At 72.1% G+C, this 26,739-nt stretch carries 21 protein-coding genes and 7 tRNA genes; 11 read left to right on the forward strand and 17 right to left on the reverse strand.

Annotation, left to right across the window (positions count from 1 at the left end; genetic code table 11):
* Window positions 1–76 precede the first annotated feature (76 nt).
* Complete coding sequence (locus tag J5Y05_RS15455) at window positions 77–1,582, forward strand: N,N-dimethylformamidase beta subunit family domain-containing protein (RefSeq protein ID WP_210872632.1); 1,506 nt, start codon at window positions 77–79, stop codon at window positions 1,580–1,582.
* A gap of 277 nt (window positions 1,583–1,859) precedes the next feature.
* Window positions 1,860–2,765 (forward strand): phosphoribosylaminoimidazolesuccinocarboxamide synthase, encoded by a 906-nt coding sequence (locus J5Y05_RS15460; RefSeq protein ID WP_210872634.1) that lies wholly within the window; start codon window positions 1,860–1,862, stop codon window positions 2,763–2,765.
* Between the two features lie 83 nt (window positions 2,766–2,848).
* On the opposite strand, the gene J5Y05_RS15465 is transcribed toward J5Y05_RS15460, so the two are convergent.
* The 8 genes from J5Y05_RS15465 to J5Y05_RS15500 form a co-directional block, all read right to left on the reverse strand.
* Window positions 2,849–2,921, reverse strand: a tRNA-Gly gene (locus J5Y05_RS15465).
* A 22-nt stretch (window positions 2,922–2,943) separates the two neighbouring features.
* Window positions 2,944–3,561 carry a response regulator transcription factor gene (locus J5Y05_RS15470; protein WP_210872636.1) on the reverse strand — a complete coding sequence of 206 codons (618 nt, stop codon included), beginning with the start codon at window positions 3,559–3,561 and terminating at the stop codon, window positions 2,944–2,946.
* Complete coding sequence (locus J5Y05_RS15475) at window positions 3,558–4,919, reverse strand: sensor histidine kinase (RefSeq protein ID WP_210872638.1); 1,362 nt, start codon at window positions 4,917–4,919, stop codon at window positions 3,558–3,560. Before J5Y05_RS15475 ends, J5Y05_RS15470 begins: the two co-directional genes overlap by 4 nt.
* A gap of 38 nt (window positions 4,920–4,957) precedes the next feature.
* Entirely contained in the window at window positions 4,958–5,854 is an 897-nt protein-coding gene (locus tag J5Y05_RS15480) for an ABC transporter permease (RefSeq protein ID WP_210872640.1), read from the reverse strand.
* Entirely contained in the window at window positions 5,851–6,855 is a 1,005-nt protein-coding gene (locus tag J5Y05_RS15485; RefSeq protein ID WP_210872642.1) for an ABC transporter ATP-binding protein, read from the reverse strand. The genes J5Y05_RS15480 and J5Y05_RS15485 overlap by 4 nt, the downstream gene beginning before the upstream one ends.
* Before the next feature lie 152 nt (window positions 6,856–7,007).
* Window positions 7,008–7,080: transfer RNA gene (locus J5Y05_RS15490), tRNA-Gly, on the reverse strand.
* Window positions 7,081–7,176: 96 nt separating this feature from the next.
* Window positions 7,177–7,248 (reverse strand) — tRNA-Gly (locus J5Y05_RS15495).
* Between the two features lie 159 nt (window positions 7,249–7,407).
* Window positions 7,408–7,725 carry a histone-like nucleoid-structuring protein Lsr2 gene (locus J5Y05_RS15500; RefSeq protein ID WP_210872644.1) on the reverse strand — a complete coding sequence of 106 codons (318 nt, stop codon included), beginning with the start codon at window positions 7,723–7,725 and terminating at the stop codon, window positions 7,408–7,410.
* A gap of 340 nt (window positions 7,726–8,065) precedes the next feature.
* Between J5Y05_RS15500 and purS the strand changes: the two genes are divergently transcribed.
* From purS to purM, 7 genes are all read left to right on the forward strand, one after another.
* Window positions 8,066–8,329, forward strand: a complete 264-nt coding sequence (gene purS / locus J5Y05_RS15505; RefSeq protein ID WP_210872646.1) for a phosphoribosylformylglycinamidine synthase subunit PurS — start codon at window positions 8,066–8,068, stop codon at window positions 8,327–8,329.
* On the forward strand, window positions 8,326–9,006 hold the full coding sequence (gene purQ / locus J5Y05_RS15510; RefSeq protein ID WP_210872648.1) for a phosphoribosylformylglycinamidine synthase subunit PurQ: 681 nt from the start codon (window positions 8,326–8,328) through the stop codon (window positions 9,004–9,006). The genes purS and purQ overlap by 4 nt, the downstream gene beginning before the upstream one ends.
* Entirely contained in the window at window positions 9,003–11,261 is a 2,259-nt protein-coding gene (gene purL, locus J5Y05_RS15515; protein ID WP_210872650.1) for a phosphoribosylformylglycinamidine synthase subunit PurL, read from the forward strand. Before purQ ends, purL begins: the two co-directional genes overlap by 4 nt.
* A 157-nt stretch (window positions 11,262–11,418) precedes the next feature.
* Window positions 11,419–12,375: a sterol carrier family protein gene (locus J5Y05_RS15520; protein ID WP_210872652.1), complete on the forward strand. Its 957-nt coding sequence runs from the start codon at window positions 11,419–11,421 to the stop codon at window positions 12,373–12,375.
* A gap of 44 nt (window positions 12,376–12,419) precedes the next feature.
* Window positions 12,420–13,121 carry an META domain-containing protein gene (locus J5Y05_RS15525; RefSeq protein WP_210872654.1) on the forward strand — a complete coding sequence of 234 codons (702 nt, stop codon included), beginning with the start codon at window positions 12,420–12,422 and terminating at the stop codon, window positions 13,119–13,121.
* Window positions 13,122–13,183: 62 nt separating this feature from the next.
* Window positions 13,184–14,710, forward strand: coding sequence for an amidophosphoribosyltransferase (purF, locus tag J5Y05_RS15530; RefSeq protein ID WP_210872656.1), 1,527 nt, complete (start codon window positions 13,184–13,186; stop codon window positions 14,708–14,710).
* A 43-nt stretch (window positions 14,711–14,753) separates the two neighbouring features.
* On the forward strand, window positions 14,754–15,836 hold the full coding sequence (gene purM / locus J5Y05_RS15535) for a phosphoribosylformylglycinamidine cyclo-ligase (protein ID WP_210872658.1): 1,083 nt from the start codon (window positions 14,754–14,756) through the stop codon (window positions 15,834–15,836).
* Window positions 15,837–15,911: 75 nt separating this feature from the next.
* On the opposite strand, the gene J5Y05_RS15540 is transcribed toward purM, so the two are convergent.
* Both J5Y05_RS15540 and J5Y05_RS15545 read right to left on the reverse strand, forming a co-directional pair.
* The gene (locus J5Y05_RS15540; RefSeq protein WP_030422808.1) at window positions 15,912–16,160 is read right to left on the reverse strand and encodes a DUF3073 domain-containing protein; all 249 of its coding nucleotides are present in this window, start codon (window positions 16,158–16,160) and stop codon (window positions 15,912–15,914) included.
* A gap of 311 nt (window positions 16,161–16,471) precedes the next feature.
* On the reverse strand, window positions 16,472–17,566 hold the full coding sequence (locus J5Y05_RS15545) for a Leu/Phe/Val dehydrogenase (RefSeq protein ID WP_210872661.1): 1,095 nt from the start codon (window positions 17,564–17,566) through the stop codon (window positions 16,472–16,474).
* Window positions 17,567–17,811: 245 nt separating this feature from the next.
* Here J5Y05_RS15545 and J5Y05_RS15550 point away from each other — a divergent pair, with 245 nt between their 5' ends.
* Window positions 17,812–18,663, forward strand: coding sequence for a DUF8083 family protein (locus J5Y05_RS15550; protein ID WP_210872662.1), 852 nt, complete (start codon window positions 17,812–17,814; stop codon window positions 18,661–18,663).
* 532 nt (window positions 18,664–19,195) lie between these two features.
* Window positions 19,196–19,402: a developmental transcriptional regulator BldC gene (gene bldC, locus J5Y05_RS15555; RefSeq protein WP_003949541.1), complete on the forward strand. Its 207-nt coding sequence runs from the start codon at window positions 19,196–19,198 to the stop codon at window positions 19,400–19,402.
* 490 nt (window positions 19,403–19,892) lie between these two features.
* Here the strand turns inward: bldC and J5Y05_RS31870 are convergent, their stop codons facing one another.
* From J5Y05_RS31870 to J5Y05_RS15585, 7 genes are all read right to left on the reverse strand, one after another.
* Window positions 19,893–20,123: a DUF6274 family protein gene (locus J5Y05_RS31870; protein ID WP_247614646.1), complete on the reverse strand. Its 231-nt coding sequence runs from the start codon at window positions 20,121–20,123 to the stop codon at window positions 19,893–19,895.
* A 288-nt stretch (window positions 20,124–20,411) separates the two neighbouring features.
* Window positions 20,412–20,486 (reverse strand) — tRNA-Asp (locus J5Y05_RS15560).
* A gap of 93 nt (window positions 20,487–20,579) precedes the next feature.
* Entirely contained in the window at window positions 20,580–24,548 is a 3,969-nt protein-coding gene (gene hrpA, locus J5Y05_RS15565) for an ATP-dependent RNA helicase HrpA (RefSeq protein WP_210872665.1), read from the reverse strand.
* Window positions 24,549–24,698: 150 nt separating this feature from the next.
* A tRNA-Phe gene (locus J5Y05_RS15570) sits at window positions 24,699–24,772 on the reverse strand.
* A 24-nt stretch (window positions 24,773–24,796) separates the two neighbouring features.
* A tRNA-Asp gene (locus tag J5Y05_RS15575) sits at window positions 24,797–24,871 on the reverse strand.
* A gap of 50 nt (window positions 24,872–24,921) precedes the next feature.
* Window positions 24,922–24,994, reverse strand: a tRNA-Glu gene (locus J5Y05_RS15580).
* Window positions 24,995–25,074: 80 nt separating this feature from the next.
* The gene (locus tag J5Y05_RS15585; RefSeq protein ID WP_210872667.1) at window positions 25,075–26,691 is read right to left on the reverse strand and encodes a metallophosphoesterase family protein; all 1,617 of its coding nucleotides are present in this window, start codon (window positions 26,689–26,691) and stop codon (window positions 25,075–25,077) included.
* Window positions 26,692–26,739: the final 48 nt, after the last annotated feature.

Genomic DNA, 26,739 nt, shown 5'->3' on the forward strand with positions numbered 1-26,739 from the left:
GTACGAGGCACAGGCGTTCGTCTCCACGCACGGCGCGACCACGGGGCAGGCCGGGAGAGAGGGAGAGGGACGTCCCATGGGGTCCGAGCACATCCGCCGCTGGGAGCCGGCCGCACGGGCGCACGCCCTGACGGACCCCTTCGGACCGGGCCCCGTCCCCTGGCCGCGCGGCACCGAGACCCACCCCGCCGACCCCGCCAGGACGGCCCCCGCTCCCGCCGCGCGCCCTCCCTTCCCTCACCCCCGGCACACGCCCGCCCCCGCCCGGCGCCCCGCGGAGCACACCCCGCCCGGCCCCCTGCGCGCCGCCGACGACATCCGGCGGCAGATCAAGGGCTTCACCGCCACCGGCGTCGTCGCGCCCGGCGAGGACCTCGACTTCCACATCACCGTCGACCCGCCCCAGCCCTTCGGCGTCGACGTCTACCGGATCGGCCACTACGGCGGCGAGGGCGCGGCGCGGATCACCAGCAGCCCCCGCCTGTCCGGCATGGTCCAGCCGCCGCCGCTCGCCGCCGACCGCACCGTCTCCTGCCATCACTGGTGGCTGTCCTGGCGGTTCCGGGTCCCGACGTACTGGGGTGTCGGCGCCTACGTGGCGGTCCTGACCACCGCCGACGGGCACCGCACGCACATCCCCTTCACGGTCCGCGACGACCGCGCCGCCGACCTGCTGCTCGTCCTGCCCGACGTCACCTGGCAGGCGTACAACCTCTACCCGGCCGACGGCCGTACCGGCGCCAGCCTGCACCACGCCTGGGACGAGGAGGGCCGGCTGCTCGGCGAGGCCGACGCCGCGACCACCGTCTCCTTCGACCGTCCGTACGCGGGCACCGGACTGCCCCCGCACGCCGGGCACGCCTACGACGTCATCCGCTTCGCCGAGCGCTACGGCTACGACCTCGCCTACGCGAACGCCGGTGACCTGCACTCCGGCCGGGTCGACCCCACCCGGTACCGGGGCCTGGTCTTCCCCGGCCGGGACGCGTACTGGACCGCCGCGATGCGGGACACCGCCGAACGCGCCCGCGCGGTGGGCACCTCCCTGGTCTTCCTCTCGGCGGGCAGCCTCTCCTGGCAGGCCGAGCTGAGCCCGTCGCCCTCCGGTGCCCCCGGGCGCCTGCTCAGCAGCCGGGGGCGCCGGGGTCCCGGCCGGCCGGCGCTGTGGCGGGAGACCGACCGCGCCGAACAGCGGCTCCTCGGCATCCAGCACGAGGGCGCCGTCCCCGCACCGCACCCGCTGATCGTGCGCAACGACGGGCACTGGCTGTGGGAGGCCACCGGCGCCCACGAGGGCGACGCGATCGAGGCCCTGGTCGCGGGCGACGCCGACCGGTACTTCCCGCGCACCCCGCTCCCCGACCACGAGGAGAGGGTGCTGCTCGCCCACTCCCCGTACACCGACGCCGAGGGTGCCCGGCGCCACCAGGAGACCTCGCTGTACCGGGCCCCCTCCGGTGCCTGGGTCTTCGCCTCCGGCACCTGTGCGTGGTCCCCGGCGCTGGACCGCCCCGGCCACGTCGACGCCCGCATCCAGCGCGCCACGGCCAACCTCCTGGACCGCGTCTGCAAACGCGACTGACGCGAACGGGACCGACGCGAACGGGACTGACGCGAACGGGACTGCCGTGAGCCGTGCTGACGTGAACGGGCCCGGCCCGAAACAGTACTGACTCGAAACAGCACTGACCCGAAACAGGCCCGACCCGAACGGAACTGATCACCCGTCCCGCGTCCGGGAACCCGGACCCCGCCGCCCTCCGGCCCGCCGGCCCGGCCGCCCGCCGCCACCCCGCGCCGAGGCCGGCCTCCGGAATACGGGAGAATCACGTCATTGGACAGAACCACGGGGAGGAACCGTGTCCGGATTCGTCGAAAAGCCCGAGCCGACCGAGGTCCCGGGCCTGGTGCATCTGCACACCGGCAAGGTGCGCGACCTCTACCGCAACGAGGCCGGCGACCTCGTCATGGTCGCCAGCGACCGTGTCTCCGCCTACGACTGGGTGCTGCCCACCGAGATCCCCGACAAGGGCCGCATCCTGACCCAGCTCTCCCTGTGGTGGTTCGAGCAGCTCGCCGACCTGGTCCCGCACCACGTGCTCAGCACCGAGCTGCCCCCCGGCGCCCCCGCCGACTGGGAGGGCCGGGCCCTGGTCTGCGCCTCGCTGCGCATGGTCCCCGTCGAGTGCGTGGCCCGCGGCTACCTCACCGGCTCCGGCCTCGCCGAGTACCGCCGGACCCGCACCGTCTGCGGACTCGCCCTGCCCGAGGGCCTCGTCGACGGCTCCGAGCTGCCCGCCCCGATCTTCACCCCGGCCACCAAGGCCGAGGTCGGCGAGCACGACGAGAACGTCTCCTACGAGGAGGTCGCCCACCGGGTCGGCCCGGACACCGCGGCCCACCTGCGCCAGGTGACGCTGGCCGTCTACTCCCGCGCCCGGGACATCGCCCGTGAGCGCGGCATCATCCTCGCGGACACCAAGTTCGAGTTCGGCTTCGCGGAGGGCGACGGCGGTCTGGTCCTCGCCGACGAGGTCCTCACCCCGGACTCCTCCCGCTTCTGGCCGGCCGACCGCTGGCAGCCGGGCCGCGCGCAGCCCTCGTACGACAAGCAGTTCGTCCGGGACTGGCTCACCTCGCCCGAGTCCGGCTGGGACCGGACCGGCGAGCAGCCGCCGCCGGCGCTGCCCGAGCGGATCGTGGAGGCGACGCGGGCGCGGTACGTCGAGGCGTACGAGCGGCTGACCGGCCTGACCTGGTCGTAGGCCCGCGGACGACGCCCCCCGGCCGGCCTCGGCCGGGGAACACGACGAAGCCCCCGGCCGGAACCGGGGGCTTCGTGCAGCGGAGCGGACGACGAGGTTCGAACTCGCGACCTCAACCTTGGCAAGGTTGCGCTCTACCAGCTGAGCTACGTCCGCGTGCGCCGTGGCGCGACAGCCACTATACCCAACCGCGCTCCCGCGCGAGCCGGACCGCCGCGTGCCGGTTCTCCGCCCCGAGCTTGGTGACGGCGGACGACAGGTAGTTCCGTACGGTGCCCTCCGCGAGGGCGGCCCGCTCGGCGATCTCGGCCACCGGCGCCCCGTCGGCCGCGTGTTCCAGCACCTCGGCCTCGCGCGCGGTCAGCGGCGAGTCCCCGGCGGAGATCGCGTCGGCGGCCAACTCGGGGTCGACGTAGCGGTTTCCCGCGTGCACGGTGCGGATGAGTTCGGCCAGTCGCCGGGCGCTGACGGTCTTGGGGACGAAGCCGCGCACGCCCGCGGCCAGCGCCCGCTTCAGGTGGCCGGGGCGGCCGTGGCTGGTGACGATCAGCACCTTGCAGCCGGGGAGTTCGGTGCGCAGCGATGTGGCGACCTTCACACCGTCCGCGCCGGGCATCTGGAGGTCGAGCACGGCGACGTCGGGCTCGTGCGCGCGGGCCATCGCCAGCGCCTCCGGACCGCTGGCCGCCTCGGCGACCACGAGGAGGTCGTCCTCCAGCGAGAGCAGGGCGGCGAGCGCCCCGCGGATGAGGTGCTCGTCGTCGGCGAGCAGCACCCGCACGGCGCCGGTACTCACGCCGCACCCCCGGCGGCCGGGCCGCCCGCGCCCGTCGCACCCCGCGCCGGGCCACCCCCGGCCCGCGCCTCCGCCACCCCACCGGTCACCCAAGCCTCCCCTGCCCCTGAAGAGTCATCAGCCCTACCACCAACCCCAACCCCACCCGCACCCGCACCGCCCACCGGCACCTCCGCCCGCAGCCGGAAGACGCCCTTGCCGATCGCGCCCGCCTCCAGCGTCCCGTCCACCGCGGAGAGGCGTTCCCGCAGACCGGCGAGGCCCGAGCCGCCGGGTGGGCCGGCGGCAGGCTCGGGCGCCCCGTCGTTCTCCACCGTGAGCACCACACGCCCCTCCGCCCTGCGCACCGTCACGGCGCACGTCTTCGCGTCCCCGTGCCGCAGCACGTTGGTGGTCGCCTCCCGCACCACCCAGCCGAGCGCCGACTGCGCCCCGGCGGGCAGCCCGGCCGGATCGCCGGTCACCTCGCAGTCGATCCCGGCGGCGGTCAGCACGCCCCGGGCGCCCATGATCTCGACCTCCAGATCGGCCTCCCGGTAGCCGCGCACCACGTCCCGCACCTCGCGCTGGGACTCCTGGGCGATGCGCTGCACCTCGATCATCTGCTCGACCGCCTCGGGCCGGCCGCGCCGGGCCAGCCGCACCGCCAGCTCGCTCTTGAGGGCGATCACCGCGAGGTTACGGCCCATCACGTCGTGCAGGTCCCGCCCGAAACGCAGCCGCTCCTCGGCGACCGCGAGCCGCGCCCGGGTCTCGCGGGCCTCGTCGAGGGCGTAGACGGCGTTGAGCAGCCGGACCGAGAAGACCGAGGTGAACGCCACGAAACCGCCGCCGACGAGCACGATGAGCGCGGTGGAGGCGGCGGCCGTCGCCGTCATCCCCCACGCCAGCGCGATCAGCCCCGCACCGGCGCCGAAGCCCGCCACCATCGCGCACACGCGCCGCCGGGTGCGCACGCCGAGCGCGATGAGGCCGGGGCCGAAGCACAGGACCATGCCGAAGGCCGCGCCCGCCGCCTCGCTCGTGCCCTCGCCGCCCGGACCGTGCTCGGCCAGCGCGGCGGCGGCCATCGCGACCACGCCGGTGGTGGCGGCGAGCGCCCACAGCAGCCGCACCGGCTGTTCCCGGCGGCCCCGGGTCCAGTCCAGGGACCGCGCGGTGGTGGGCAGCATCACCGCGGCGTGCCCGACGACCAGCAGGATCAGCAGGCCCGCGATCCGCGGCCCGGCGTGCTGGAGGGCGGTCAGGCCGACCGTGACGATCTCCAGCAGCGCGAAGGAGTGGAACGACCACCGCGTGTACGTCTCCACCTTCGCCGGCGTGCTCTTCCGCTGCCACCAGCGCCCCGGCCTGCCCATCGTCTCGTCCCGCCCTCCCGGCCACGCGGCCCGTGCTGTCAGCGTCGCGGTTCCCAGCGGAACCACCGGCGTACAGCAAACACGGCGAGCGCGGTCCAGGCCACCGCCGTGGCCAGCGCGGCCAGCGTCTCGCCGGCCGGCAGGGCGCCGGTCCAGCCGGCCCGCACCAGGGTGAGGACGGGGGTCAGCGGCAGGAGTTCACAGACCGAGGCGAGCCGGTCCGGGAGCAGTTCCAGCGGGACGAACATGCCGGAACCCATCATGGAGACGATCATCAGCGGCATCGGCGTGACCTGCGCGCTCTCGCCGGTCCGGGTGTGGCTCGCGGTGACCGCGGCCAGCGCGGCGCAGAGCACGAGGCCGAGCAGCAGACCGGCGACGGCCAGATGCGGCGCGGGCGGCGCGGGCAGGTCCAGCAGCAGTGAGCAGGCCGCCGTCAGCAGCAGGCACTGCGCGAGGCCGGTCAGGGAGGCGGGCAGGGCCGACCCGGCGATGATCTCGGCGTCCCGCAGCTCGCCGGTGCGCAGCCGCTTGAGGACGAGTTCCTCGCGGCGGACGACGAAGACGCCGACGAGCGCCGAGTAGACGGCGAAGAGCAGCGAGAAGCCGACCGCGGCGGGCAGGACGACGGTGCCGACGGAGAGCCCCGCCTCGGCGAGGTCCATCTTCGTGGCGGCCGAGCGCACGCTGAGCGGCAGGACCAGGGGGACGAACAGGGCGGCCACGAGGGTGCCCTTGCTCCGTCCCAGGAGGGTGAGTTCGGCGCGGGCGAGGGCGCCGATCCGGCCCAGCGACGTGCTCGCCGCCGCCCGCCCCGTCCCCGCCGAGGCCCGCGGGCCTGTCCCCGCCGAGCCGGTCGTCCCCCTCGTGCCCCTCGTGCCTGTCCCTCGCGTGCCCGTCCCCGCCGGGCGTCCGGGTGCCTCCGTCTCGTTCATGCCGCGTACCCCTCGCTCTCCATCGCTGTCGCCGTCGCCGTCACCGTCTCCGTCGCCCCCGCTGCCGCCGTCCCGGAGGCATGCTCGGCGATCTGGAGGAACGCCTCCTCCAGGGAGGCCGAGCGGACGTCCAGTCCGCGCAGTTCGACGCCGGCCCGGTCGGCCCACACCAGCAGGGCGGTGGCGGCGCGCTGGAGTTCGCGGGTGCGCAGCCGGACGGTCCGGCCGTCGGTCTCGTGCCCGCCGACACCCAGCTCACCGAGGGGCGGCAGATCGCCGACGAAGTAGCCCTCGGGCAGCTCGAAGGAGATCCGGGAGGGCTGGGTGGCGGTCACCTCGGCCGGGGTCCCGGTGGCGGCGATGCGGCCCCGGTGCAGGATGGCGAGCCGGTCGGCGAGGCTCTCGGCCTCCTCCAGGTAGTGCGTGGTCAGCAGCACGGTCGTCCCGCCGTCGCGCAGCTCCCGCACCAGATCCCAGGTGGCGCGGCGGCCTTCGGCGTCCAGTCCGGTGGTGGGCTCGTCGAGGAAGAGCACCTCGGGCTCGCCGAGGAGGGCGAGGGCCAGGTCCAGGCGGCGCCGCTCGCCGCCGGAGAGCTGCTTGACGCGGGTGTGGGCCTTGCCGGACAGGCCGACCCGTTCCAGCGCCTCGCCCGCGGGGCGGGCGCCGCTCACGCAGCCGGCCCACATCCGGGTGGTCTCGGCGACGGTCAGCTCGGACGGGAAGCCGCCCTCCTGGAGCATCACGCCGGTACGGGGCCGGACGGCGGCCCGCTCGGTGTGGGGATCGTGGCCGAGGACCCGTACCCGTCCGCCCGCCGGGGCGGCGAGCCCTTCCAGCAGCTCGACGGTGGAGGTCTTGCCCGCCCCGTTGGTGCCCAGCAGGGCGAAGACCTCGCCGCGGCGCACGGAGAAGTCGATCCCGCGCACCGCCTCGAACCCGCCCCCGTAGACACGCCGTAGGTCGGTGACCTCGATCACGTGTTCCTGTTCTTCTGCTCGCATGTCCCCAGCGTCGCGGCGCCGGGGGAGCGTCGGCAGTGCGCGGTGTCATCACCCGGCATGACAAATGTCAGAGACCGGTCCGCGGCCCCGGGGGAATCCGGCCGGAGAGACGAGAAAGACCCCGGTCCAGAAGGACCGGGGTCTTCACACCGAGCGGACGACGAGGTTCGAACTCGCGACCTCAACCTTGGCAAGGTTGCGCTCTACCAGCTGAGCTACGTCCGCATTGCCCCCGACCGGCTTTCACCGGTCGGTGCGAGCACCAGCCTACCTGATCCATTCCGGAGGAGTGACCCTCGCGGTGGATGGTGGACCGCGCAGAGCGGGTGACAGGAATTGCACACTGCGCCTTCCCCCTGGAAGGGGGATGTTCTACTACTGAACTACACCCGCGTGATCCGTGAGGCGGGGCCTTCCGGCCTTGCCCCTCGGCGTGCTCCAGACTCTATCCGATCACCGGGGGTGCTGCGCAAGTCGGTTGCCGCCAGGGGCCGGTGAGCGGTCGTCGGCCCCCGCCGGCACCCGGCGGCCCCGTCGGCGGGGACCGCCGGATCACTGCGCCGCGGCGAACGCCTCGTACACCTTCTTCGGGATTCTGCCGCGCGCCGGCACGTCCATCCGGTTCGACTGCGCCCAGGCGCGCACCGCTGCCGGGGCGGGGGCCACCTCGGTCTGCCGGTACGCGCGCCCCGACCGGGACCGCTTGCGGCCGGCCGTCACATAGGGTTCGAGAGCCTTGCGCAGTTTGCGGGCATTGGCTTCGTTGAGGTCGATCTCGTACGTCCGGCCGTCGACGCCGAAGGCGATCGTCTCCGTCGCTTCCGAGCCGTCGATGTCGTCATAGAGAGTGACCACGACACGCTGCGCCACGAATATCGGTCCCTTCATGCGGCATCTCCGCGATGACGTGCCAGGACGTCACGATGATGCCGGCTGTTCGCCAGTATGTGGGCAAAGCATCGGCTCAAGACATTTCATTTGTACAGTGCCCGGCATTGCCATGTGAAGCTCGACTAAATCTCTCCGCGTGTCTGTCGCGCAATAGCCACCGGGGATCGATCCGGAATCTTTCCCGAAGTTTTTCGTCCGCGCCTCTCCCGATGGGCCGTCCGTGAGGGCGGTCACGTAGCATCCTCCAATGCTACGCGGGTAGAAATTTTGGGCGGGTAGTCTGAAGGGACCTGCTCAGCACCACACACCGGGAGTGCCAGTGGCACGCGTCGTAGTCGACGTCATGCTCAAGCCGGAGATCCTCGACCCCCAGGGCCAGGCGGTGCAGCGCGCACTGCCGCGGCTCGGTTTCGAGGGCATCTCCGACGTACGTCAGGGAAAGCGATTCGAACTCGAAGTGGACGGGCCGGTCGACGACGCCGCGCTCGCCCGCATCCGTGATCTTGCGGAATCCTTCCTCGCCAACACCGTGATCGAGGACTTCACCGTCAAGGTCGAGGAAGTCGCGGAGGCCGCGAAGTGACCGCTCGTATTGGCGTCGTCACTTTCCCGGGCAGCCTCGACGACCGCGACACGCAGCGGGCGATCCGCCTCGCGGGCGCCGAGCCGGTCGTGCTCTGGCACAAGGACAAGGACCTCAAGCAGGTCGACGCGGTCGTCCTGCCCGGCGGCTTCTCCTACGGCGACTACCTGCGCGCAGGCGCGATCTCCCGCTTCTCCCCGGTGATGGACACCGTGGTCGACCAGGCGAAGTCCGGTCTGCCCGTCCTCGGCATCTGCAACGGCTTCCAGGTCCTCACCGAGGCCCACCTGCTCCCGGGCGCCATGCTGGGCAACGACCACCGGCACTTCATCTGCCGCGACCAGAAGCTGCGGGTGGAGAACGCCGCGACCGCCTGGACCTCCGACTACACCGAGGGCCAGGAGATCCACATCCCGCTGAAGAACATGGACGGCCGGTACGTCGCCGACACGTACACGCTCGACCTGCTGGAGGCGGAGGGCCGGGTCGCCTTCCGCTACCTGGACGTCAACCCCAACGGCTCGCTCCGCGACATCGCCGGCGTCACCAACGAGGCCGGGAACGTCGTCGGCCTCATGCCGCACCCCGAGCACGCCACCGAGCCGCTGATCGGCACCGGCCGCACCGACGGCCTGCCCTTCTTCACCTCGATCCTCAAGAAGCTGGTCAACGCATGAGCCGGACGCCTCTGGACACGGTCGAGCACGCGGCCGCGACCCCCGACGTCGAGCTGCCCTGGGCCGAACTCGGTCTCAAGAAGGACGAGTACGAGCGGGTGGTGGAGATCCTCGGCCGCCGCCCGACCGGCGCCGAACTCGCCATGTACTCCGTGATGTGGTCCGAGCACTGCTCGTACAAGTCCTCCAAGGTCCACCTGCGCCAGTTCGGCGAGAAGGCCCCCGAGTCCGACGCCCTCCTCGTCGGCATCGGCGAGAACGCCGGCGTCGTCGACGTGGGCCAGGGGTACGCGGTCACCTTCAAGGTGGAGTCGCACAACCACCCCTCCTACGTCGAGCCCTACCAGGGCGCGGCCACCGGCGTCGGCGGCATCGTCCGCGACATCATCGCCATGGGCGCCCGCCCCGTCGCCGTCGTGGACCCCCTGCGCTTCGGCGCCGCCGACCACCCCGACACCCGGCGCGTGCTGCCCGGCGTCGTCGCCGGCATCGGCGGCTACGGCAACTGCCTGGGCCTGCCCAACATCGGCGGCGAGGTCGTCTTCGACTCCTGCTACCAGGGCAACCCGCTGGTCAACGCCGGTGCCATCGGCGTCATGCGGCACGAGGACATCCACCTCGCCAAGGCGTCCGGCGCCGGCAACAAGGTCATCCTCTACGGTGCCCGCACCGGCGGCGACGGCATCGGCGGCGCCTCGATCCTCGCCTCCGAGACCTTCGACGACGCCAAGCCGTCCAAGCGCCCGGCGGTCCAGGTCGGCGACCCCTTCCAGGAGAAGCTGCTCATCGAGTGCACCCTGGAGGCGTTCCGGGAGAAGCTCGTCGTCGGCATCCAGGACCTCGGCGCGGCCGGACTGTCCTGCGCCACCTCCGAGCTGGCCTCCAACGGCTCGGGCGGCATGCGCGTCGTCCTCGACGACGTGCCGCTGCGCGACTCCACGCTCTCGCCCGAGGAGATCCTCATGAGCGAGTCGCAGGAGCGCATGTGCGCCGTGGTCGAGCCCGGCAAGGTCGACCGCTTCCTGGAGATCTGCGCCAAGTGGGACGTCATCGCCACCGTCATCGGCGAGGTGACCGACGGCGACCGCCTGGAGATCTACTGGCACGGCGGCAAGATCGTCGACGTGGACCCGCGCACCGTCGCCCACGACGGCCCGGTCTACGAGCGGCCCTACGCCCGCCCCGAGTGGCAGGACGCCCTCCAGGCCGACGACGCGAACAAGCTGCCCCGCCCGGAGACCTCCGAGGAGCTGAAGGACCAGGTCCTGAGGCTGGTCGCGTCCCCGAACCAGGCGTCCAAGAAGTGGATCACCCAGCAGTACGACCACTTCGTGCAGGGCAACACCGTCCTGGCCCAGCCCGAGGACGCGGGCATGATCCGCATCGACGAGCAGAGCGGCCTCGGCGTCGCCATCGCCACCGACGGAAACGGCCGCTACGCCAAGCTGGACCCGTACCACGGCGCCCAGCTCGCCCTGGCGGAGGCGTACCGGAACGTGGCGACGACCGGCGCGAAGCCCCTCGCGGTCTCCGACTGCCTGAACTTCGGCTCGCCCGAGGACCCGGCGGTCATGTGGCAGTTCGCCGAGGCCGTGCGCGGTCTCGCCGACGGCTGCCTCCAGCTCGGCACCCCGGTGACCGGCGGCAACGTCTCGCTGTACAACCAGACCGGCGAGGCCGCCATCCACCCGACGCCGGTCGTCGCCGTCCTCGGCGTGATCGACGACGTGGCCCGCCGCACGCCGGCCGCCTTCCGGGAGGAGGGCCAGCTCCTGTACCTCCTCGGCGACACCCGCGAGGAGTTCGGCGGCTCGGCCTGGTCCCAGGTCGTCCACGACCACCTCGGGGGCCTGCCCCCGGCGGTCGACCTGGAGCGCGAGCGGCTGCTCGCCGACATCCTGATCTCCGCCTCCCGCGACGGCATGATCGACGCCGCGCACGACCTGTCCGACGGCGGTCTCGTCCAGGCGGTCGTCGAGTCGGCGCTGCTCGGCGGCAAGGGCGCGCGGCTGATCGTCCCGGACGGGCTGGACGCCTTCACCTTCCTCTTCTCCGAGTCGGCCGGGCGCGCGATCGTCGCCGTGCCGCGTTCGGAGGAGGTCCGCTTCACCGACATGTGCGGCGCCCGCGGCCTGCCGGCCACCCGCATCGGGGTCGTGGACGGGGACGCGGTGGAGGTCCAGGGCGAGTTCTCACTCCCCCTGGAGCGCCTGCGCACCGCCCACGAGGAGACCATCCCGGCCCTGCTGGCCTGAGCCGCCCGCACTCCCCATCGCCCCTGTCCGGTCCGCCGGGCGGGGGCGGTGGTGTTGCCGGGGCGGGTTGCGGGGTGGCGCGGCCGGTGCCCGAGCGCGTGCCCGGGGCGGGGGCGGGTGCCACCGGGCTGTCGGTGGCAGCCCCTACGCTGCTCGCATGCCCCCCGCCGTGAAACGTGCCCGCCGCTACGACCCCGCCCGGACCCGTGCGGCGGTACTGGCACAGCTCGCCCACCTCCGGGCGGCCACCCGCGCGCTCACACCGGAACAGCTCGCGCTGCCCGCCCGCTCGGGGGAACGCGCTGGCGGGGAAGGCACCGCTGGGGAGCGCGCGGCCGGGCAAAGCACCGCTGGGGAAGGCGCCGCAGGGGAGCGCGCGGCCGGGGAACGTACCGCCGGGGAACGTACCGCTGGGGAAGGCACCGCCGGGGAGCACACCGTCCGGGAGCTGATCGCGGGCGCCGCCACGGCCCTGACGGAGGCGGAACGCCTCCTGGCCGAGCCGGAGCCGGCCCGCCAGGACATCCGCCTGGCCGACTGGCCGAGGCTGGCACCGGTGGCGGCCCCGTCCGGACCGACGGCCCCCGGCGGACCGACGGCCCCCGCCCCCACCCCCGCGACCCCCACCCCCGCCGCCCTCGACGCCCTCCTCGCCGAGGCCGGGCGGCGCTTCACCGCCGTCCTCGACACCCACCCCGGCACCCGCCTGCTGCCCACCGGCGCCGGGGCCCTGCCCCTCGCCGACCACGTCGTCACCCGTGCCGTCGACCTCGTCGTGCGCACCGCCGACCTCACCGCCGCCGTGCCCGGCCTCGACGTGGACTACGACCGGCAGGCCCTCGCCGCCGCGACCCGGCTGCTGGCCGACGCGCTCGCCGCCAAGGCGCCCGGCGGCTCGACGGAGGTGCGCGTCCCGCCGTACGCCGTCGTGCAGTGCGTCGAGGGCCCCCGGCACACCCGCGGCACCCCGCCCAACGTCGTCGAGACCGACCCGCTGACCTGGGTCCGGCTCGCCACCGGCCGGCTGACCTGGGCGGACGCGGTGGCGAGGGCGTGGGTCAGCGCGAGCGGGGAGCGGGCCGACCTCGGCGCCCTGCTGCCGCTCTCCCCCTGACCGGGCCGGGGGAACCGGACCGTGCCCGCCTCCGTCGAAGCCGCATGGACCGGAAGAGGCAGCGCACGACCCTGACCGTGGCGGCCGTGGCCGCGCTCGTCCCCCTGGTGGCGGCCTGCGGGAGCCGCCCCGCCCCCGCCGGGTCGGCCGGCGCGGACCGCCCGCTGACCGGCGTCGACTGGAGCGTCGACAGCGTCACCGCCGACGGCACCACCCACCGCGCCCCGGACGGCGCCCGCGTCCGCATCGGCGAGGACGGCACCGCCGAGGGCAGCCTCGGCTGCAACCGCTTCACCGCCCGCGCCGACCTGAGCGAGGGCCGTATCCGGCTCAGCGAGGTCACGTCGACCGAGATGGCCTGCGAGAACACCTCCACGGAGTTCGAGGGGACCCTCTCCCGCACCCTCACCCAGGGACCCCTGACCCCCCGTGCCGAGGACGGCGGCGGCCTCACCCTCACCACCCCCGCCGGGGACACCGTCCGGCTGAGCGAGGAGCGGGGCGGGGGCACCGCCGCCGCCGGCCTGCGCGGCAACCACGTACGGGCCGGGGCAACCGTGCGCGACGGCCATATCACCCTCGGCCGAGCGTCGACCACCCGAATGATGTGCGAAGACTCACTCATGGACACCGAGAAGCGGTTAACGAGTCTCTTCGACGGCGGCGCCGCCCACCGCGTCGATCAGCGCAACTCCCCGCTGACCAGCCAAAACGGAGCAGTGGTGCGCGCCGGCGCCCGGGGGTGAGCCGACGCCGAGGGGGTATCCCCAATTCGGACCAGCGGTCGGCCTCGCCTACACTCGGGAACGTGCCACGTGGTGACGGTCGACTCAATCACGATCTGCTCCCCGGTGAGAAGGGCCCCCAGGACGCATGCGGCGTCTTCGGTGTCTGGGCTCCGGGCGAAGAGGTCGCAAAGCTCACGTACTTCGGGCTGTACGCCCTCCAGCATCGGGGCCAGGAATCCGCGGGAATCGCGGTGAGCAACGGCTCCCAGATCCTCGTCTTCAAGGACATGGGCCTCGTCTCCCAGGTCTTCGACGAGACCTCTCTCGGCTCGCTCCAGGGCCACATCGCGGTCGGACACGCCCGCTACTCGACCACGGGCGCCTCCGTGTGGGAGAACGCCCAGCCGACGTTCCACGCCACCGCGCAGGGCTCCCTCGCGCTCGGGCACAACGGCAACCTCGTCAACACCGCCCAGCTCGCCGAGATGGTCGCCGCCCTGCCCAAGCAGGACGGCCGTTCCGCCCGGGTCGCGGCGACCAACGACACCGACCTGATCACCGCCCTGCTCGCGGGCCAGGTCGACGACGACGGCAAGCCGCTGACCGTGGAAGAGGCGGCCCACACCGTCCTCCCGCAGGTCATGGGCGCCTTCAGCCTCGTCTTCATGGACGAGCAGACGCTCTACGCCGCCCGCGACCCGCAGGGCATCCGCCCGCTGGTCCTCGGCCGCCTGGAGCGCGGCTGGGTGGTCGCCTCCGAGTCCGCCGCCCTCGACATCTGCGGCGCCAGCTTCGTCCGCGAGATCGAGCCGGGCGAGTTCGTCGCCATCGACGAGAACGGTCTGCGCACCACCCGATTCGCGGAAGCGAAGCCCAAGGGCTGCGTCTTCGAGTACGTGTACCTGGCCCGTCCGGACACCGACATCGCGGGCCGCAACGTCTACCTCTCGCGGGTCGAGATGGGCCGCCGGCTGGCCGCCGAGGCCCCCGCCGAGGCCGATCTCGTCATAGCGACCCCGGAATCCGGCACCCCCGCCGCGATCGGCTACGCCGAGGCGTCCGGCATCCCCTTCGGCAACGGACTGGTGAAGAACGCCTACGTCGGGCGCACCTTCATCCAGCCCTCGCAGACCATCCGGCAGCTCGGCATCCGGCTGAAGCTGAATCCGCTGAAGGAAGTCATCAAGGGCAAGCGGCTGGTCGTCGTGGACGACTCGATCGTCCGCGGCAACACCCAGCGCGCCCTGGTGCGCATGTTGCGCGAGGCCGGTGCCGCCGAGATCCACATCCGGATCTCCTCCCCGCCGGTGAAGTGGCCCTGCTTCTTCGGCATCGACTTCGCCACCCGGGCCGAGCTGATCGCCAACGGCATGACCATCGAGGAGATCGGTACCTCGCTGGGCGCCGACTCGCTGGCGTACATCTCCCTGGACGGGATGATCGAGGCGACCACCATCGCCAAGCCCGACCTGTGCCGTGCCTGCTTCGACGGCGAGTACCCGATGGAGCTGCCCGACCCCGAGCTGCTCGGCAAGCAGCTCCTGGAGACGGAGCTGGCCGCCGGGCCCGCCGCCACGGCCGCGGCCGACGCCATCCGTCGCCCGTAGCCGTCCGCCCCACCAGCCGTACGACACGAAGGTTCTCATCGTCATGCCTGACACAACCGGTGCCAGCCCCGCGGCGGCCTCCTACAAGACAGCGGGCGTCGACATCGAGGCGGGTGACCGCGCGGTCGAGCTGATGAAGGAGTGGGTGAAGCGGACCCACCGCCCCGAGGTCCTCGGCGGCCTCGGCGGATTCGCCGGCCTCTTCGACGCCTCCGCCCTCAAGCGCTACGAGCGGCCCCTGCTCGCCTCCGCCACGGACGGCGTCGGCACCAAGGTCGACATCGCCCGCCGCCTGGGCGTCTACGACACCATCGGCCGCGACCTGGTCGCCATGGTCATGGACGACATCGTGGTGTGCGGCGCCGAGCCGCTCTTCATGACCGACTACATCTGCGTCGGCAAGGTCCACCCCGAGCGGGTCGCCGCCATCGTCAAGGGCATCGCCGAAGGCTGTGTGCTGGCCGGCTGCGCCCTGGTGGGCGGCGAGACCGCCGAGCACCCGGGCCTGCTCGGCGAGGACGACTTCGACGTCGCCGGCGCCGGCACGGGCGTGGTGGAGGCCGACCGGCTGCTGGGCCCCGACCGCATCCGCAAGGGTGACGCGGTCATCGCCATGGCCGCCTCCGGCCTTCACTCCAACGGGTACTCGCTCGTCCGCCACGTGCTGCTGAACGAGGGCGGGCTCTCCCTGGAGGCCCACCTCGACGGACTCGGCCGCACCCTCGGCGAGGAACTGCTGGAGCCCACCAAGATCTACTCGCTGGACTGCCTGGCGCTGCTGCGCACCACCGAGGTGCACGCCTTCAGCCACGTGACCGGCGGCGGACTCGCCGCCAACCTCGCCCGCGTCGTCCCCGAGGGACTGCACGCGGTCGTGGACCGCTCCACCTGGACCCCGGGCGCTGTCTTCGACCTGGTCAGGACGACCGGCCGGGTCGAGCGCCTGGAGCTGGAGAAGACCCTCAACATGGGCGTCGGCATGATCGCCGTGGTGCCCGAGGAGTCCACGGACGTGGCGCTGGCGACCCTCGCCGACCGCGGCGTGGATGCCTGGGTGGCCGGCGAGATCACCGACCGCGGCGACCACGCCACGGGTGCGGCGCTGGTCGGCGACCACGCCCCCTGAGGCGATGGTGATGCGGAGAGCACAGAACCCGGTCGGTGACGGGGGTCACCGACCGGGTGGGTGTTCTGTGCAAGGTCAAGCGCCGCGACGTTGCTTCGGGGACTGGCCGTCCTCGTCCGCGTCGTCGTCCTCATAGAGGTCGGCGTACCGTGCGTATACGTCCTCATGCTCATCGTCCTCGAACCGCTCGCCGTTCGGCGGTTGCGCATTCGACGTCGATGCGCCCAGCTCCTCGGCCAGGCGTGAGAGGTCAGTCCCACCGCTGTTGTACTTCAGCTGGCGGGCGACCTTCGTCTGCTTGGCCTTGGCCCGGCCGCGCCCCATGGCTCGACCCCCTCAACGACGGGGCTCGACGGCCCCAGAGTCTTGACACGCGTTCATGGTCCGGAACGGACTCTCCGTAGAGAGACCGGTCCGTAGGGCTTCCACGGTACCTGAGCCCACGCACATACGGTACGTCGCCCACAGGACGTGGCCACGCCCAAGACCGGCGAGGCGTGCTGTCCTCGCTGGTCAAGGGCGATTTTAACCACCTTTCGGCGGTCGACCCGCCGGAAGAAGTGAGAGTTCTCTCTAACTGCCCTCCGGCGGGTACCGCTCAAACCTTCGACGGTCGTCGCCGTGTGCGCCGGGGGTCAGCCCCGCGCACGCGCCTCCGCCATCCGCTGCTCGGCGATCCGGTCGGCCGCCGCGGCCGGCGGAATACCATCGCTCTTCGCACGTGCGAAGATTGCAAGCGTGGTGTCGAAGATCTTCGCCGCCTGCGCCTTGCACCGTTCGAAGTCGAAGCCGCGCAGCTCGTCGGCGACCTGGATCACGCCGCCGGCGTTCACCACGTAGTCGGGCGCGTAGAGGATGCCGCGGTCCGCGAGGTCCTTCTCGACGCCGGGGTGGGCGAGCTGGTTGTTGGCGGCGCCGCAGACCACCTTGGCCGTGAGCACCGGCACGGTGTCGTCGTTCAGCGCGCCGCCGAGCGCGCACGGCGCGTACACGTCCAGGCCCTCGGTGCGGATCAGCGTGTCGGTGTCCGCGACCGCGCGCACCGACGGGTGGCGCTCGGTGACGCGCCGGACCGCGTCCTCGCGCACGTCCGTGACGATGACGTTCGCGCCCTCGGCGAGCAGGTGCTCGACCAGGTGGTGGCCGACCTTGCCGACGCCCGCGACGCCGACGGTGCGGTCGCGCAGGGTCGGGTCGCCCCACTGGTGCTGGGCAGAGGCCCGGATGCCCTGGTAGACGCCGAAGGAGGTGAGCACGGAGGAGTCGCCCGCGCCGCCGTTCTCCGGGGAGCGGCCGGTGGTCCAGCGGCACTCGCGGGCCACGACGTCCATGTCGGCGACGAAGGTGCCGACGTCGCAGGCGGTGACGTACCGGCCGCCGAGCGAGGCGACGAAGCGGCCGTAGGCGAGCAGCAGCTCCTCGCTCTTGATCTGCTCCGGGTCGCCGATGATCACGGCCTTGCCGCCGCCGTGCTCCAGACCGGCCATGGCGTTCTTGTACGACATCCCGCGGGCGAGGTTCAGCGCGTCGGCGACGGCCTCCGCCTCGCTCGCGTACGGGTAGAAGCGCGTCCCGCCGAGGGCGGGGCCCAGGGCGGTGGAGTGGAGGGCGATGACGGCCTTCAGGCCGCTGGCGCGGTCCTGGCAGAGCACGACCTGCTCATGTCCGCCCTGGTCCGAGTGGAACAGGGTGTGCAGCACATCAGCGGGTGCGCCGGTTACGTCGGTCACGGTGGTGACTCCTGAGTAAAGAGCGGCGGGTGGAGACGGCCCCCATCCTGCCCCCACGCTTGTGGCAGCGGAGCGGGGCGGGAGCCTGGCATGAGGGTAGGCCCTGGTCCGGCCGGACCGCCCCACCGTGTGCGGGATCACCTCCGCACGGAGTACGGGCGCGCGAGGCGCGCGGCTCGGGGGCCGCGCGCCCGGCACGCCGGGCCCGCAGGTTTTCCCGCCGGTGCGCGGGGGAGGGAGCAGGGGTGCCCAAGGTGTCCTCGGTGATCGTCCCCTACGCGGCCTACCTGCGGGTCTACGAGCCGCTGGCCGCCTTCCGCGAGCCCGAGCGCGGCCACTGGACCCGCTACGCCCGCCGCGCCGACCTGCCCTCCTACCAGGACGAGCTGCGCCGCTCGCTGGCCGACCTGCTGCCCACCCCGCCGGTGCCGGTCCCGGTGCACGAGAGCGGAGACGCCTTCGTGACCGAGGTCGACGGGGTGGTCTGCGTCTGCCCCTGGCGCACCCGGCTGCGCGGCTGGCAGGCCCTGGGCGAGCTGGCCGAGGACTTCCCGGAGCCGGTCCTGGACGCCCTGCTGCCGCCGGTCGTCCGCCGCCAGAGCACGCAGGACTACGAGCGCTGGCGGGAGCGGAACCCGGACGCCCGGCCCTGGATTCGCACCGCCACCTGGCAGGTGCCGATCAACTGGTTCGTGCTCGTCTCGGACGAGGAGCGCGAGTACGACCGGGGCCGCGCCGGCCCCGGCGCGGCGCCCCCGCTGCTGCGCTACCGCACGCCGATGGTGCAGGCCAGGCGGCGGGTGGCCCGGGGGCTGCGGGCGCTGCGGCAGGCGATGGACGAGGGGCCGCTGATCGACGGCCTGGTGGACGTGGGGCGCTGGCTGGAGGAGTTCCACCCGCGCTCGCTGGTCGAGCTGGACTACGGGGGGCTGGTGCACACGCTGCCGGCCGGGGAACTGGAGGCGGACCACTCCGCGGCGGACGTGGCGGAGGGCATCGAGGCGCTGGGCCACGGGGACGGGGCCGCGGCGGGGGAGGCGTACGGCAGGCTGGTGGAGCGGTGGCGTTCGGTACGCGACCGGCGGTCGGCGAACTGACGTTTGCGGTGCCGCCCGATCCGGGGTTTCGTACGGGGCGTGGAGTGGACCACCGTCCGTGTTGACGCGGAGTCGACAAAGGACGTACGCCCCGTTCCGGGCGTATGTGTCAAGCGTGACGGATCGCACGTACACCACTCTTGCGCTGCTTCCCCCTCCTCATGCCAAAATAGGACAAGGAGCCCGGGGGAGGTTCTGTCCGTCCTGATGTGGTGCACTGTGGGCGGGTTCTCAGCTTTGCGTGCTTTGGGGGGTCTGGTGACTCCTGATCGCCATGTGACTGATCGTCACAGGGGCGTGACTGTCCGCTATGGCATGGTCCATCGGCTTCCGTCGGTGATGAACACCTGGGAGGGCAATTCCATCGGTTTGGCCGACGCGGCTGGACAGATGGTGTAGTTGTAGTGCCGAGGACAAGCCGTTCGTCCTATAACCGACTCGACTCGCGTCCGCCATTTCGGGCAACGCGGGTCAAGGTGCAGAATTTAGAGGAAAGAACCGAGAAGGTTCGGTTCTCCCGAGGAGGCCGCTCATGACCGCTCGCACCCCTGATGCCGAGCCGCTGCTGACCCCGGCTGAGGTCGCCACCATGTTCCGCGTCGACCCGAAGACGGTCACGCGCTGGGCGAAGGCCGGCAAGCTCACGTCGATCCGCACGCTCGGCGGGCATCGCCGCTACCGCGAAGCCGAGGTCCGCGCACTGCTCGCGGGCATTCCGCAGCAGCGCAGCGAAGCCTGAACAACCGAATAACCGGGCAAAACGGTGCGTCCCCCAACCTGCCGAGACGCCCGGAATCATAGCTCCAAGCGACGCGGGTCCTGCCCCAACAGGCCCCCCGCCCACATCGGCTGAACACGTCGGGTGACCGACAGGGTGCGTCGTCGATCGCGCTGGACCCCCACAGGGCCCGGCGCGATCTTTTTTGTGCCCGTCGGCGGCGTGCCCGATCGCGCGGGTGAGCGGCCTTGTCGGAGTCTGGGGAGGGGTGTCGGATCGGGTCGCCGGGGGCCGCTCCGGAGGGTCACGAAGTGCCCTGACGGGTGGTGCAATTGCACATATTAAATTGACCTCGCGCAAGCGGCCCGTGAGTCCCGGAGTTTGGAAAACTGCCCCCGTGACACCCGTCACACGATGTGGCGCTTGTTGACTCCGGCATATGTGCGCTATTGGCGGCCCAGGCCCTCAGCAGCCGTACGGCGCTGGGGTGTTGGGCGCGGGGAAGCTGACGTCACGCCAGGGACACGCCCCGTTCACCGGCGTCCGCCTGACGGGCCGTCGGCTTACCGCGCGGTGCGACGACCGCCAGGAGCGCGGGGGCGGCCGGGGCGGGCGAGTCCATCGCCAGCCGCAGTAACCGGTGGCAGACGGGGCAACGGCGCGTCACATGGCCGTACGACGACGCGGCCGACAGATGCGCGCGGAGCAGTGCCCGCGTCTCGTGCCTGACCGATGCCGCCATACGCCACCTCCGGGGGCCGCACGGGAACGGGCCCTGCCCATTGGAGTACCGAGCGAACATGACGCCGTCAAGGCCGCCAGAGGGGCCCTGAGGGGCGCTGGGGGCCGTGGTGGGGATGGGGAGGAAGGGCCACCGGACACGGGGACGTTGAGGCCGGTGAGGGGGCCGGCCCCCGCAGCCCGGTGCGGGTGGGCGCGCGGCGGGCCCGCGTGGAGAGGAGGCGCGTGACGGCGCGGAGTGAGGGCATACGAAAAGGCCCGCACCTCGTGGTGCGGGCCTTCTCCGATGCGGTCCTGACGGGATTTGAACCCGCGGCCTCCACCTTGACAGGGTGGCGAGCACTCCAAACTGCTCCACAGGACCAGATTTCGCGGCGCTTTTCGGCGTTGCGCTGCGAGAAGAGACTCTACAGGAGGGTGCGCCCCGGGGTCGAACTCACCCTCCGTACGGTCCTCGTCACGGTGCCAGCGCGTCGATCGCCTTCACGATCCGCTTGTCGGAGACCGGGTACGCCGTCCCCAGCGCGTGCGCGAAGTAGCTGACCCGCAGCTCCTCGATCATCCAGCGCACGTCCAGGACCTGCTGCGGGACCGGGCGCCCCGCCGGCATCTGCTCCAGCAGCCAGGCGTACTCGTCGCGCATCTCCCGGACCTTCTCCATCCGGGTCGAATCCCGCTGGACGTTGGCCGGCATCTGCTGGAGGCGGCGGTCGGCGGCGACCAGATAGCGCATCAGGTCCGGCAGCCGCCCGAGCCCCGCCTCCGTCACGAAGCCCGGCTTCACCAGCGCGTCGAGCTGGGCCCGTACGTCCTGGAGGTTGGGCAGGAGCGCGGGGCTGCGCACGGACTTGAGCCGGCGTTCGCACGCCTGCCAGGCGGCCAGCACCTGCTGGACCCGGTCCACCGCCTGCACGGTGGTGTCCACGATCTCCGCCCGGACCCGGTCGTACAGCTTCCGGTAGGACTCCTCGTCCCAGGCCGGACCGCCGAAGCCGGCGATCAGCCGGTCGGCCGCGGCCGTCGCGCAGTCCTCGAAGAGCGCCTGGATGGAACCGTGCGGATTGGCGGACAGCGCGAGCTTCTGCTGGTTGGTGAGCTTTTCGGATGCGAACTTCGCGGGGTTGACCGGAATGGTGCGCAGGATCAGCCGGCGCGTCCCCTTCCACATCGCCTGCGCCTGCTCGGCCTCCGTGTCGAAGAGGCGTACGGAGACGGTGTCGCCGTCGTCGACCAGCGCCGGGTAGGCCCGCACCGGCTGGCCGGCCCGGCGGGTCTCGAAGACGCGGCTCAGCGTGCCGATGGTCCAGTCGGTCAGCCCGGTGCGCTCCAGGGACTCCCCGCCCCGGCGTTCGGCCGTGGCCGCCGCGGCCTGGGAGATCGCCTTGCGGGCCTTCGGGCGGAGCCGGAGCCTGAGCGCCTCCAGGTCCTTGTCCTCGGCCAGCGTGCGGCGCCGCTCGTCGACGATCCGGAAGGTGATCTTGAGGTGGTCGGGGACCTTGGCCCAGTCGAAGTCGGTGGCCTCGAAGGGGACGCCCACCATGCGCCGCAGTTCGCGGGCCATGGTCGTCGTCAGCGGCTCCTGGAGCGGGACGGCCCGTTCCAGGAACGCCTTCGCGTGGTTCGGCGCCGGGACGTAGTGGCGGCGGACCGGCTTGGGCAGGGAGCGGATCAGCTCCGTGACGACCTCTTCGCGCAGGCCCGGGATCTGCCAGTCGAAGCCCTCGTCGGTGACCTGGTTGAGCACCTGGAGCGGGACGTGCACGGTGACGCCGTCGGCGTCCGCGCCCGGCTCGAACTGGTAGGTGACGCGGAACTTCAGCGGCCCCTGCCGCCAGGAGTCCGGGTAGTCGTCCTTGGTGACCGCGCCGGCCTTCTCGTTGACGAGCATCTCGCGCTCGAAGTCGAGGAAGTCGGGCCGCTCGTGGTGCTCGCGCTTCCACCAGGAGTCGAAGTGCGCGCCGGAGACGACGTGTTCGGGCACCCGCTGGTCGTAGAAGTCGAAGAGCGTCTCGTCGTCGACGACGATGTCCCGGCGCCGGGCGCGGTTCTCCAGCTCCGCCACCTCGCCGAGGAGCCGGCGGTTGTCGGCGAAGAACTTGTGGTGGGTGCGCCAGTCGCCCTCGACCAGGGCGTGCCGGATGAACAGGTCGCGGCTGACCTCGGCGTCGATCCGCCCGTAGTTCACCTTGCGCTGGGCGACGATCGGCACCCCGTACAGGGTGACCTTCTCGTACGCCATCACGGCCGCCTGGTCCTTCTCCCAGTGCGGTTCGCTGTAGGTGCGCTTGAGGAGGTGGCCGGCGAGCGGTTCGACCCACTCGGGCTCGATCTTGGCGTTGACCCGGGCCCAGAGGCGGGAGGTCTCGACGAGTTCGGCGGACATCACGAACCGCGGGGGCTTCTTGAAGAGCGCCGATCCGGGGAAGAGGGCGAACTTGGCGTTGCGGGCGCCCAGGTACTCGTTCTTGGCGCCGTCCTTCACGTCCTTCATGCCGACGTGGGAGAGGAGCCCGGCCAGCAGCGAGATGTGGACGCGGTCGCCGGGGGCGTCCTGGTCGTTGAGGTGGATGCCCATCTGCCGGGCGACCGTGCGCAGTTGCGTGTAGATGTCCTGCCACTCGCGGACCCGCAGGAAGTTGAGGTACTCCTGCTTGCACATCCGCCGGAAGGAGGAGGAGCCGCGCTCCTTCTGCTGTTCGCGCAGATAGCGCCAGAGGTTGAGGTAGGCGAGGAAGTCGCTGGTCTCGTCCTTGAAGCGGGCGTGCTGCTGGTCGGCCTGGGCCTGCTTCTCCGCCGGGCGCTCCCTCGGGTCCTGGATGGAGAGGGCCGCGGCTATGACCATGACCTCGCGGACGCAGCCGTTCTTGTCGGCCTCCAGCACCATGCGGGCCAGGCGCGGGTCGACGGGGAGCTGGGCGAGTTTGCGGCCGGTCTCCGTGAGCCGGTCGCGCGGGTCCTTCTGCGCCGGGTCGAGCGCGCCCAGCTCCTGGAGGAGCTGCACGCCGTCGCGGATGTTGCGGTGGTCCGGCGGGTCGATGAAGGGGAACTTCTCGATGTCGCCGAGGCCGGCTGCGGTCATCTGGAGGATGACGGAGGCCAGGTTGGTGCGGAGGATCTCCGCGTCGGTGAACTCGGGCCGGGCGAGGAAGTCGTCCTCGCTGTAGAGGCGGATGCAGATGCCGTCGCTGGTGCGTCCGCAGCGGCCCTTGCGCTGGTTGGCGCTGGCCTGCGAGACCGGCTCGATCGGCAGCCGCTGGACCTTGGTGCGGTGGCTGTAGCGGGAGATCCGCGCGAAGCCGGGGTCGATGACGTACTTGATGCCCGGCACGGTCAGCGAGGTCTCGGCGACGTTGGTGGCGAGCACGATCCGGCGCCCGGAGTGCCGCTGGAAGACGCGGTGCTGCTCGGCGTGGGAGAGCCGGGCGTACAGCGGGAGGATCTCGGTGCGCTGCCAGTCGGCGCCCGATCCGCGGGGCTGCTTCCGCTTCTCCAGGGCGTCGGCGGTGTCCCGGATCTCCCGCTCGCCGGAGAGGAAGACGAGGATGTCGCCCGGTCCCTCGCCCATCAGCTCGTCGACGGCCTCGGTGATCGCGGTGATCTGGTCCCGGTCCGCGTCCTCGCCGTCCTCCTCCAGCAGCGGGCGGTAGCGCACCTCCACGGGGTACGTCCGGCCGCTCACCTCGATGATCGGGGCGTCGCCGAAGTGCCGGGAGAAGCGCTCGGGGTCGATGGTGGCCGAGGTGATGACGACCTTGAGGTCGGGCCGCTTCGGCAGGAGCTGCGCGAGGTAGCCCAGCAGGAAGTCGATGTTGAGGGACCGCTCGTGCGCCTCGTCGATGATGATCGTGTCGTACGCGCGCAGCTCGCGGTCGGTCTGGATCTCGGCGAGCAGGATGCCGTCCGTCATCAGCTTGATGAAGGTGGCCTCGGGGTCGACCTGATCGGTGAACCGGACCTTCCAGCCGACGGTCTCGCCGAGCGGCGTGTCCAGCTCCTCGGCGACCCGCTCGGCGACGGTGCGCGCCGCGATCCGCCGCGGCTGGGTGTGGCCGATCATGCCGCGCAGCCCGCGGCCCAGCTCGACGCAGATCTTGGGGATCTGGGTGGTCTTCCCGGACCCGGTCTCACCGGCGACGATGACGACCTGGTGGTCGCGGATGGCCGCCGCGATGGCGTCCTTCCTCTGGCTGACGGGAAGCTGCTCGGGGTAGCTGACGGCGGGGATGCGGGCCCGTCGCTCGCCGATGCGCTGCTCGGCCTTGACGACCTGCGCCTCGATCTCGGCGAGGACGGAGGCGCGGGCCTCCGGCTTACGGATCTTCCGCGCACCTTCGAGCCGGCGGCCGAGCCGGTGCGCGTCGCGCAGGGACAGCTCGGTCAGCCGGGAGGCGAGGGCGCCGAGGGCGGGGGCGGGGTGCGTAGACATACGGAATCCAGGATCTCATCCCCCGGAAATTCCTGGCGAGCGCTTTTACCCCGGGCCGGGGGCCGGGGTACCGGGAGCGCGACCGACCCGGACCTGCGGCGGAACATGGGCAACGACAAGGCCCCGATCCGAGGATCGGGGCCTTTGCTGTGGCTGGGGCCGGGGTCGAACCGGCGACCTTCCGCTTTTCAGGCGGACGCTCGTACCAACTGAGCTACCCAGCCGCGAGGTTTCACGTGAAACCTCAGCGGTCCTGACGGGATTTGAACCCGCGGCCTCCACCTTGACAGGGTGGCGAGCACTCCAAACTGCTCCACAGGACCAAGTGGACGGGGTGCGAAGCTGCGACGCAAGTCTCGCACACCGTACTGCGTGCCCCCAACGGGATTCGAACCCGTGCTACCGCCTTGAAAGGGCGGCGTCCTAGGCCGCTAGACGATGAGGGCTATCGGCCCGCCTGGGCGCTTCTCAGCGCGTCGGGGACGTGAGAAGCATAGGGGATGGCGGGACCTATCGCCAAAACGGTTTACGGGGCATTCGGCGTCGGCGTGCCGGGCGTGGCGGAGCCTTCGCTCCCCGACGGGCTCGGCCCGGTCGGGGACGGTGTCGCGCCGGGCTGGTTCTCCTTCGGCAGATGCCGGCTGACCTCGGCCGTCGTCAGTCCCAGACCGCCGAGCTTGATCTCGTCCCACGCCTGGAGACGCCGGGTGTCCCGGTCGAAATAGAGGATCGACGCCTGGATCGGATCGGGGTGCTCGCCCTCCACCGCCCGCAGTCCGCTGCCGCCCGTGGAACCCTCGACGCGGAGCCGGGTGCCGAACTTCATGACCTCCATGCTCGGGCGGTGGAGATGGCCCGACAGCACCAGCGGAACATCGCCGTCCACCACCCGGGCCGCCGACGGCTCGTGCACCACGGCCACGTCCACCGGGGTGCCGGCGGTCTGCTGGTCGCGCAGGGCGGAGGCCAGCCGGGCGCCGGCCAGCTCCTGGGACGCCTCCGCGCCGGGCTTGGCCGCCCGGTCGGGGGTGAACTGGGGGTCGCCGATGCCGGCGAAGCGCAGCCCGGCGATGGTCAGGGCCCGGCCGTCGTCCAGGACGTGCGCGTTCCTCAGGCCCTTCAGGTACTCCTGGGTGACCATCGAGTCGTGGTTGCCGCGCACCCAGACATAGGGGGCGCCCAGATCCTTGACCGGGTCCAGGAAGCCGTTCTCCGCCGCCGTGCCGTGGTCCATCGTGTCGCCGGAGTCGACGATCACGTTCACGTCGTACTGCTCCACCAGCGAGGCGATGATCTTCCAGCTCGCCGGGTTGAGGTGGATGTCGGAGACGTGCAGCACCCGCAGCGTGCTCGGGTCGGGCCGGTAGGCGGGGAGCGTGGAGGTGACGTCGTAGAGCTTGGTCACGTTGGTCACCAGGCGGGCCAGCTCCTGCTGGTACACGTCGAACTCGGTCACGATGCTCCGCGCGTCGCCCACCAGGGAGGGCGCGGAGGAGAGCAGTCCGGAGAACTTCGGCTCCAGGACGGAGTCCGGGTTCCAGGTCGCGTACGCGGTGCCGCCGGAGGCCACCAGCAGCGTCAGCGCCAGACCGCCGGCGGCCAGGGCGCGGCGGGGCCGCCGGTAGACCACCAGGCCGAGCGCCGTGGCGCCGGTGACCACGGCGACGCAGGAGCGGACCGCCAGGTCGAGGGTGCCGCGCCCGACGTCCCGCGCCACCTCGTCCTGGAGCCCGGAGAACCGCTCGGGACGGTCCACCAGCGCCTGGGCGCGGGCCGGGTCGAGCTGGTCCACGTTGACGTCGAGGCGGACCGGGGCGACGTGGCTGTCCAACTGGAGGGCGCCCAGCGGCGACACGTTGATCTTCGTGCCGCCGGCCAGCGAGGGGCGCAGGGTCATCGTCGTGTTCATCGGGCCGACCGGGACGCGCACGTTGCCCACCACCAGCAGGCCCAGCCAGGCGCCGAGCAGGACGACGGTGATCATGCCGAGGGCACGGGTCAGCGGGCGGGAACGGGGCGTGAGGCCCACCGCCGTGGACGCCGGCCGGGTTCGGCGGCGGAGCGAGAGGGTGCGCGGGGCGCGGCGGATGCGGTTCATCACCTCGGCCATGACGTGCGGGAATGCGGCGGGGACGCGGGACATTGGGGCCGTATGCCCCTGCCCCGGGGCGGATATGCGAGGTCGGGTCGT

The organism is Streptomyces tagetis (assembly GCF_018069565.1).
GTDB classification, from domain to species: domain Bacteria; phylum Actinomycetota; class Actinomycetes; order Streptomycetales; family Streptomycetaceae; genus Streptomyces; species Streptomyces tagetis.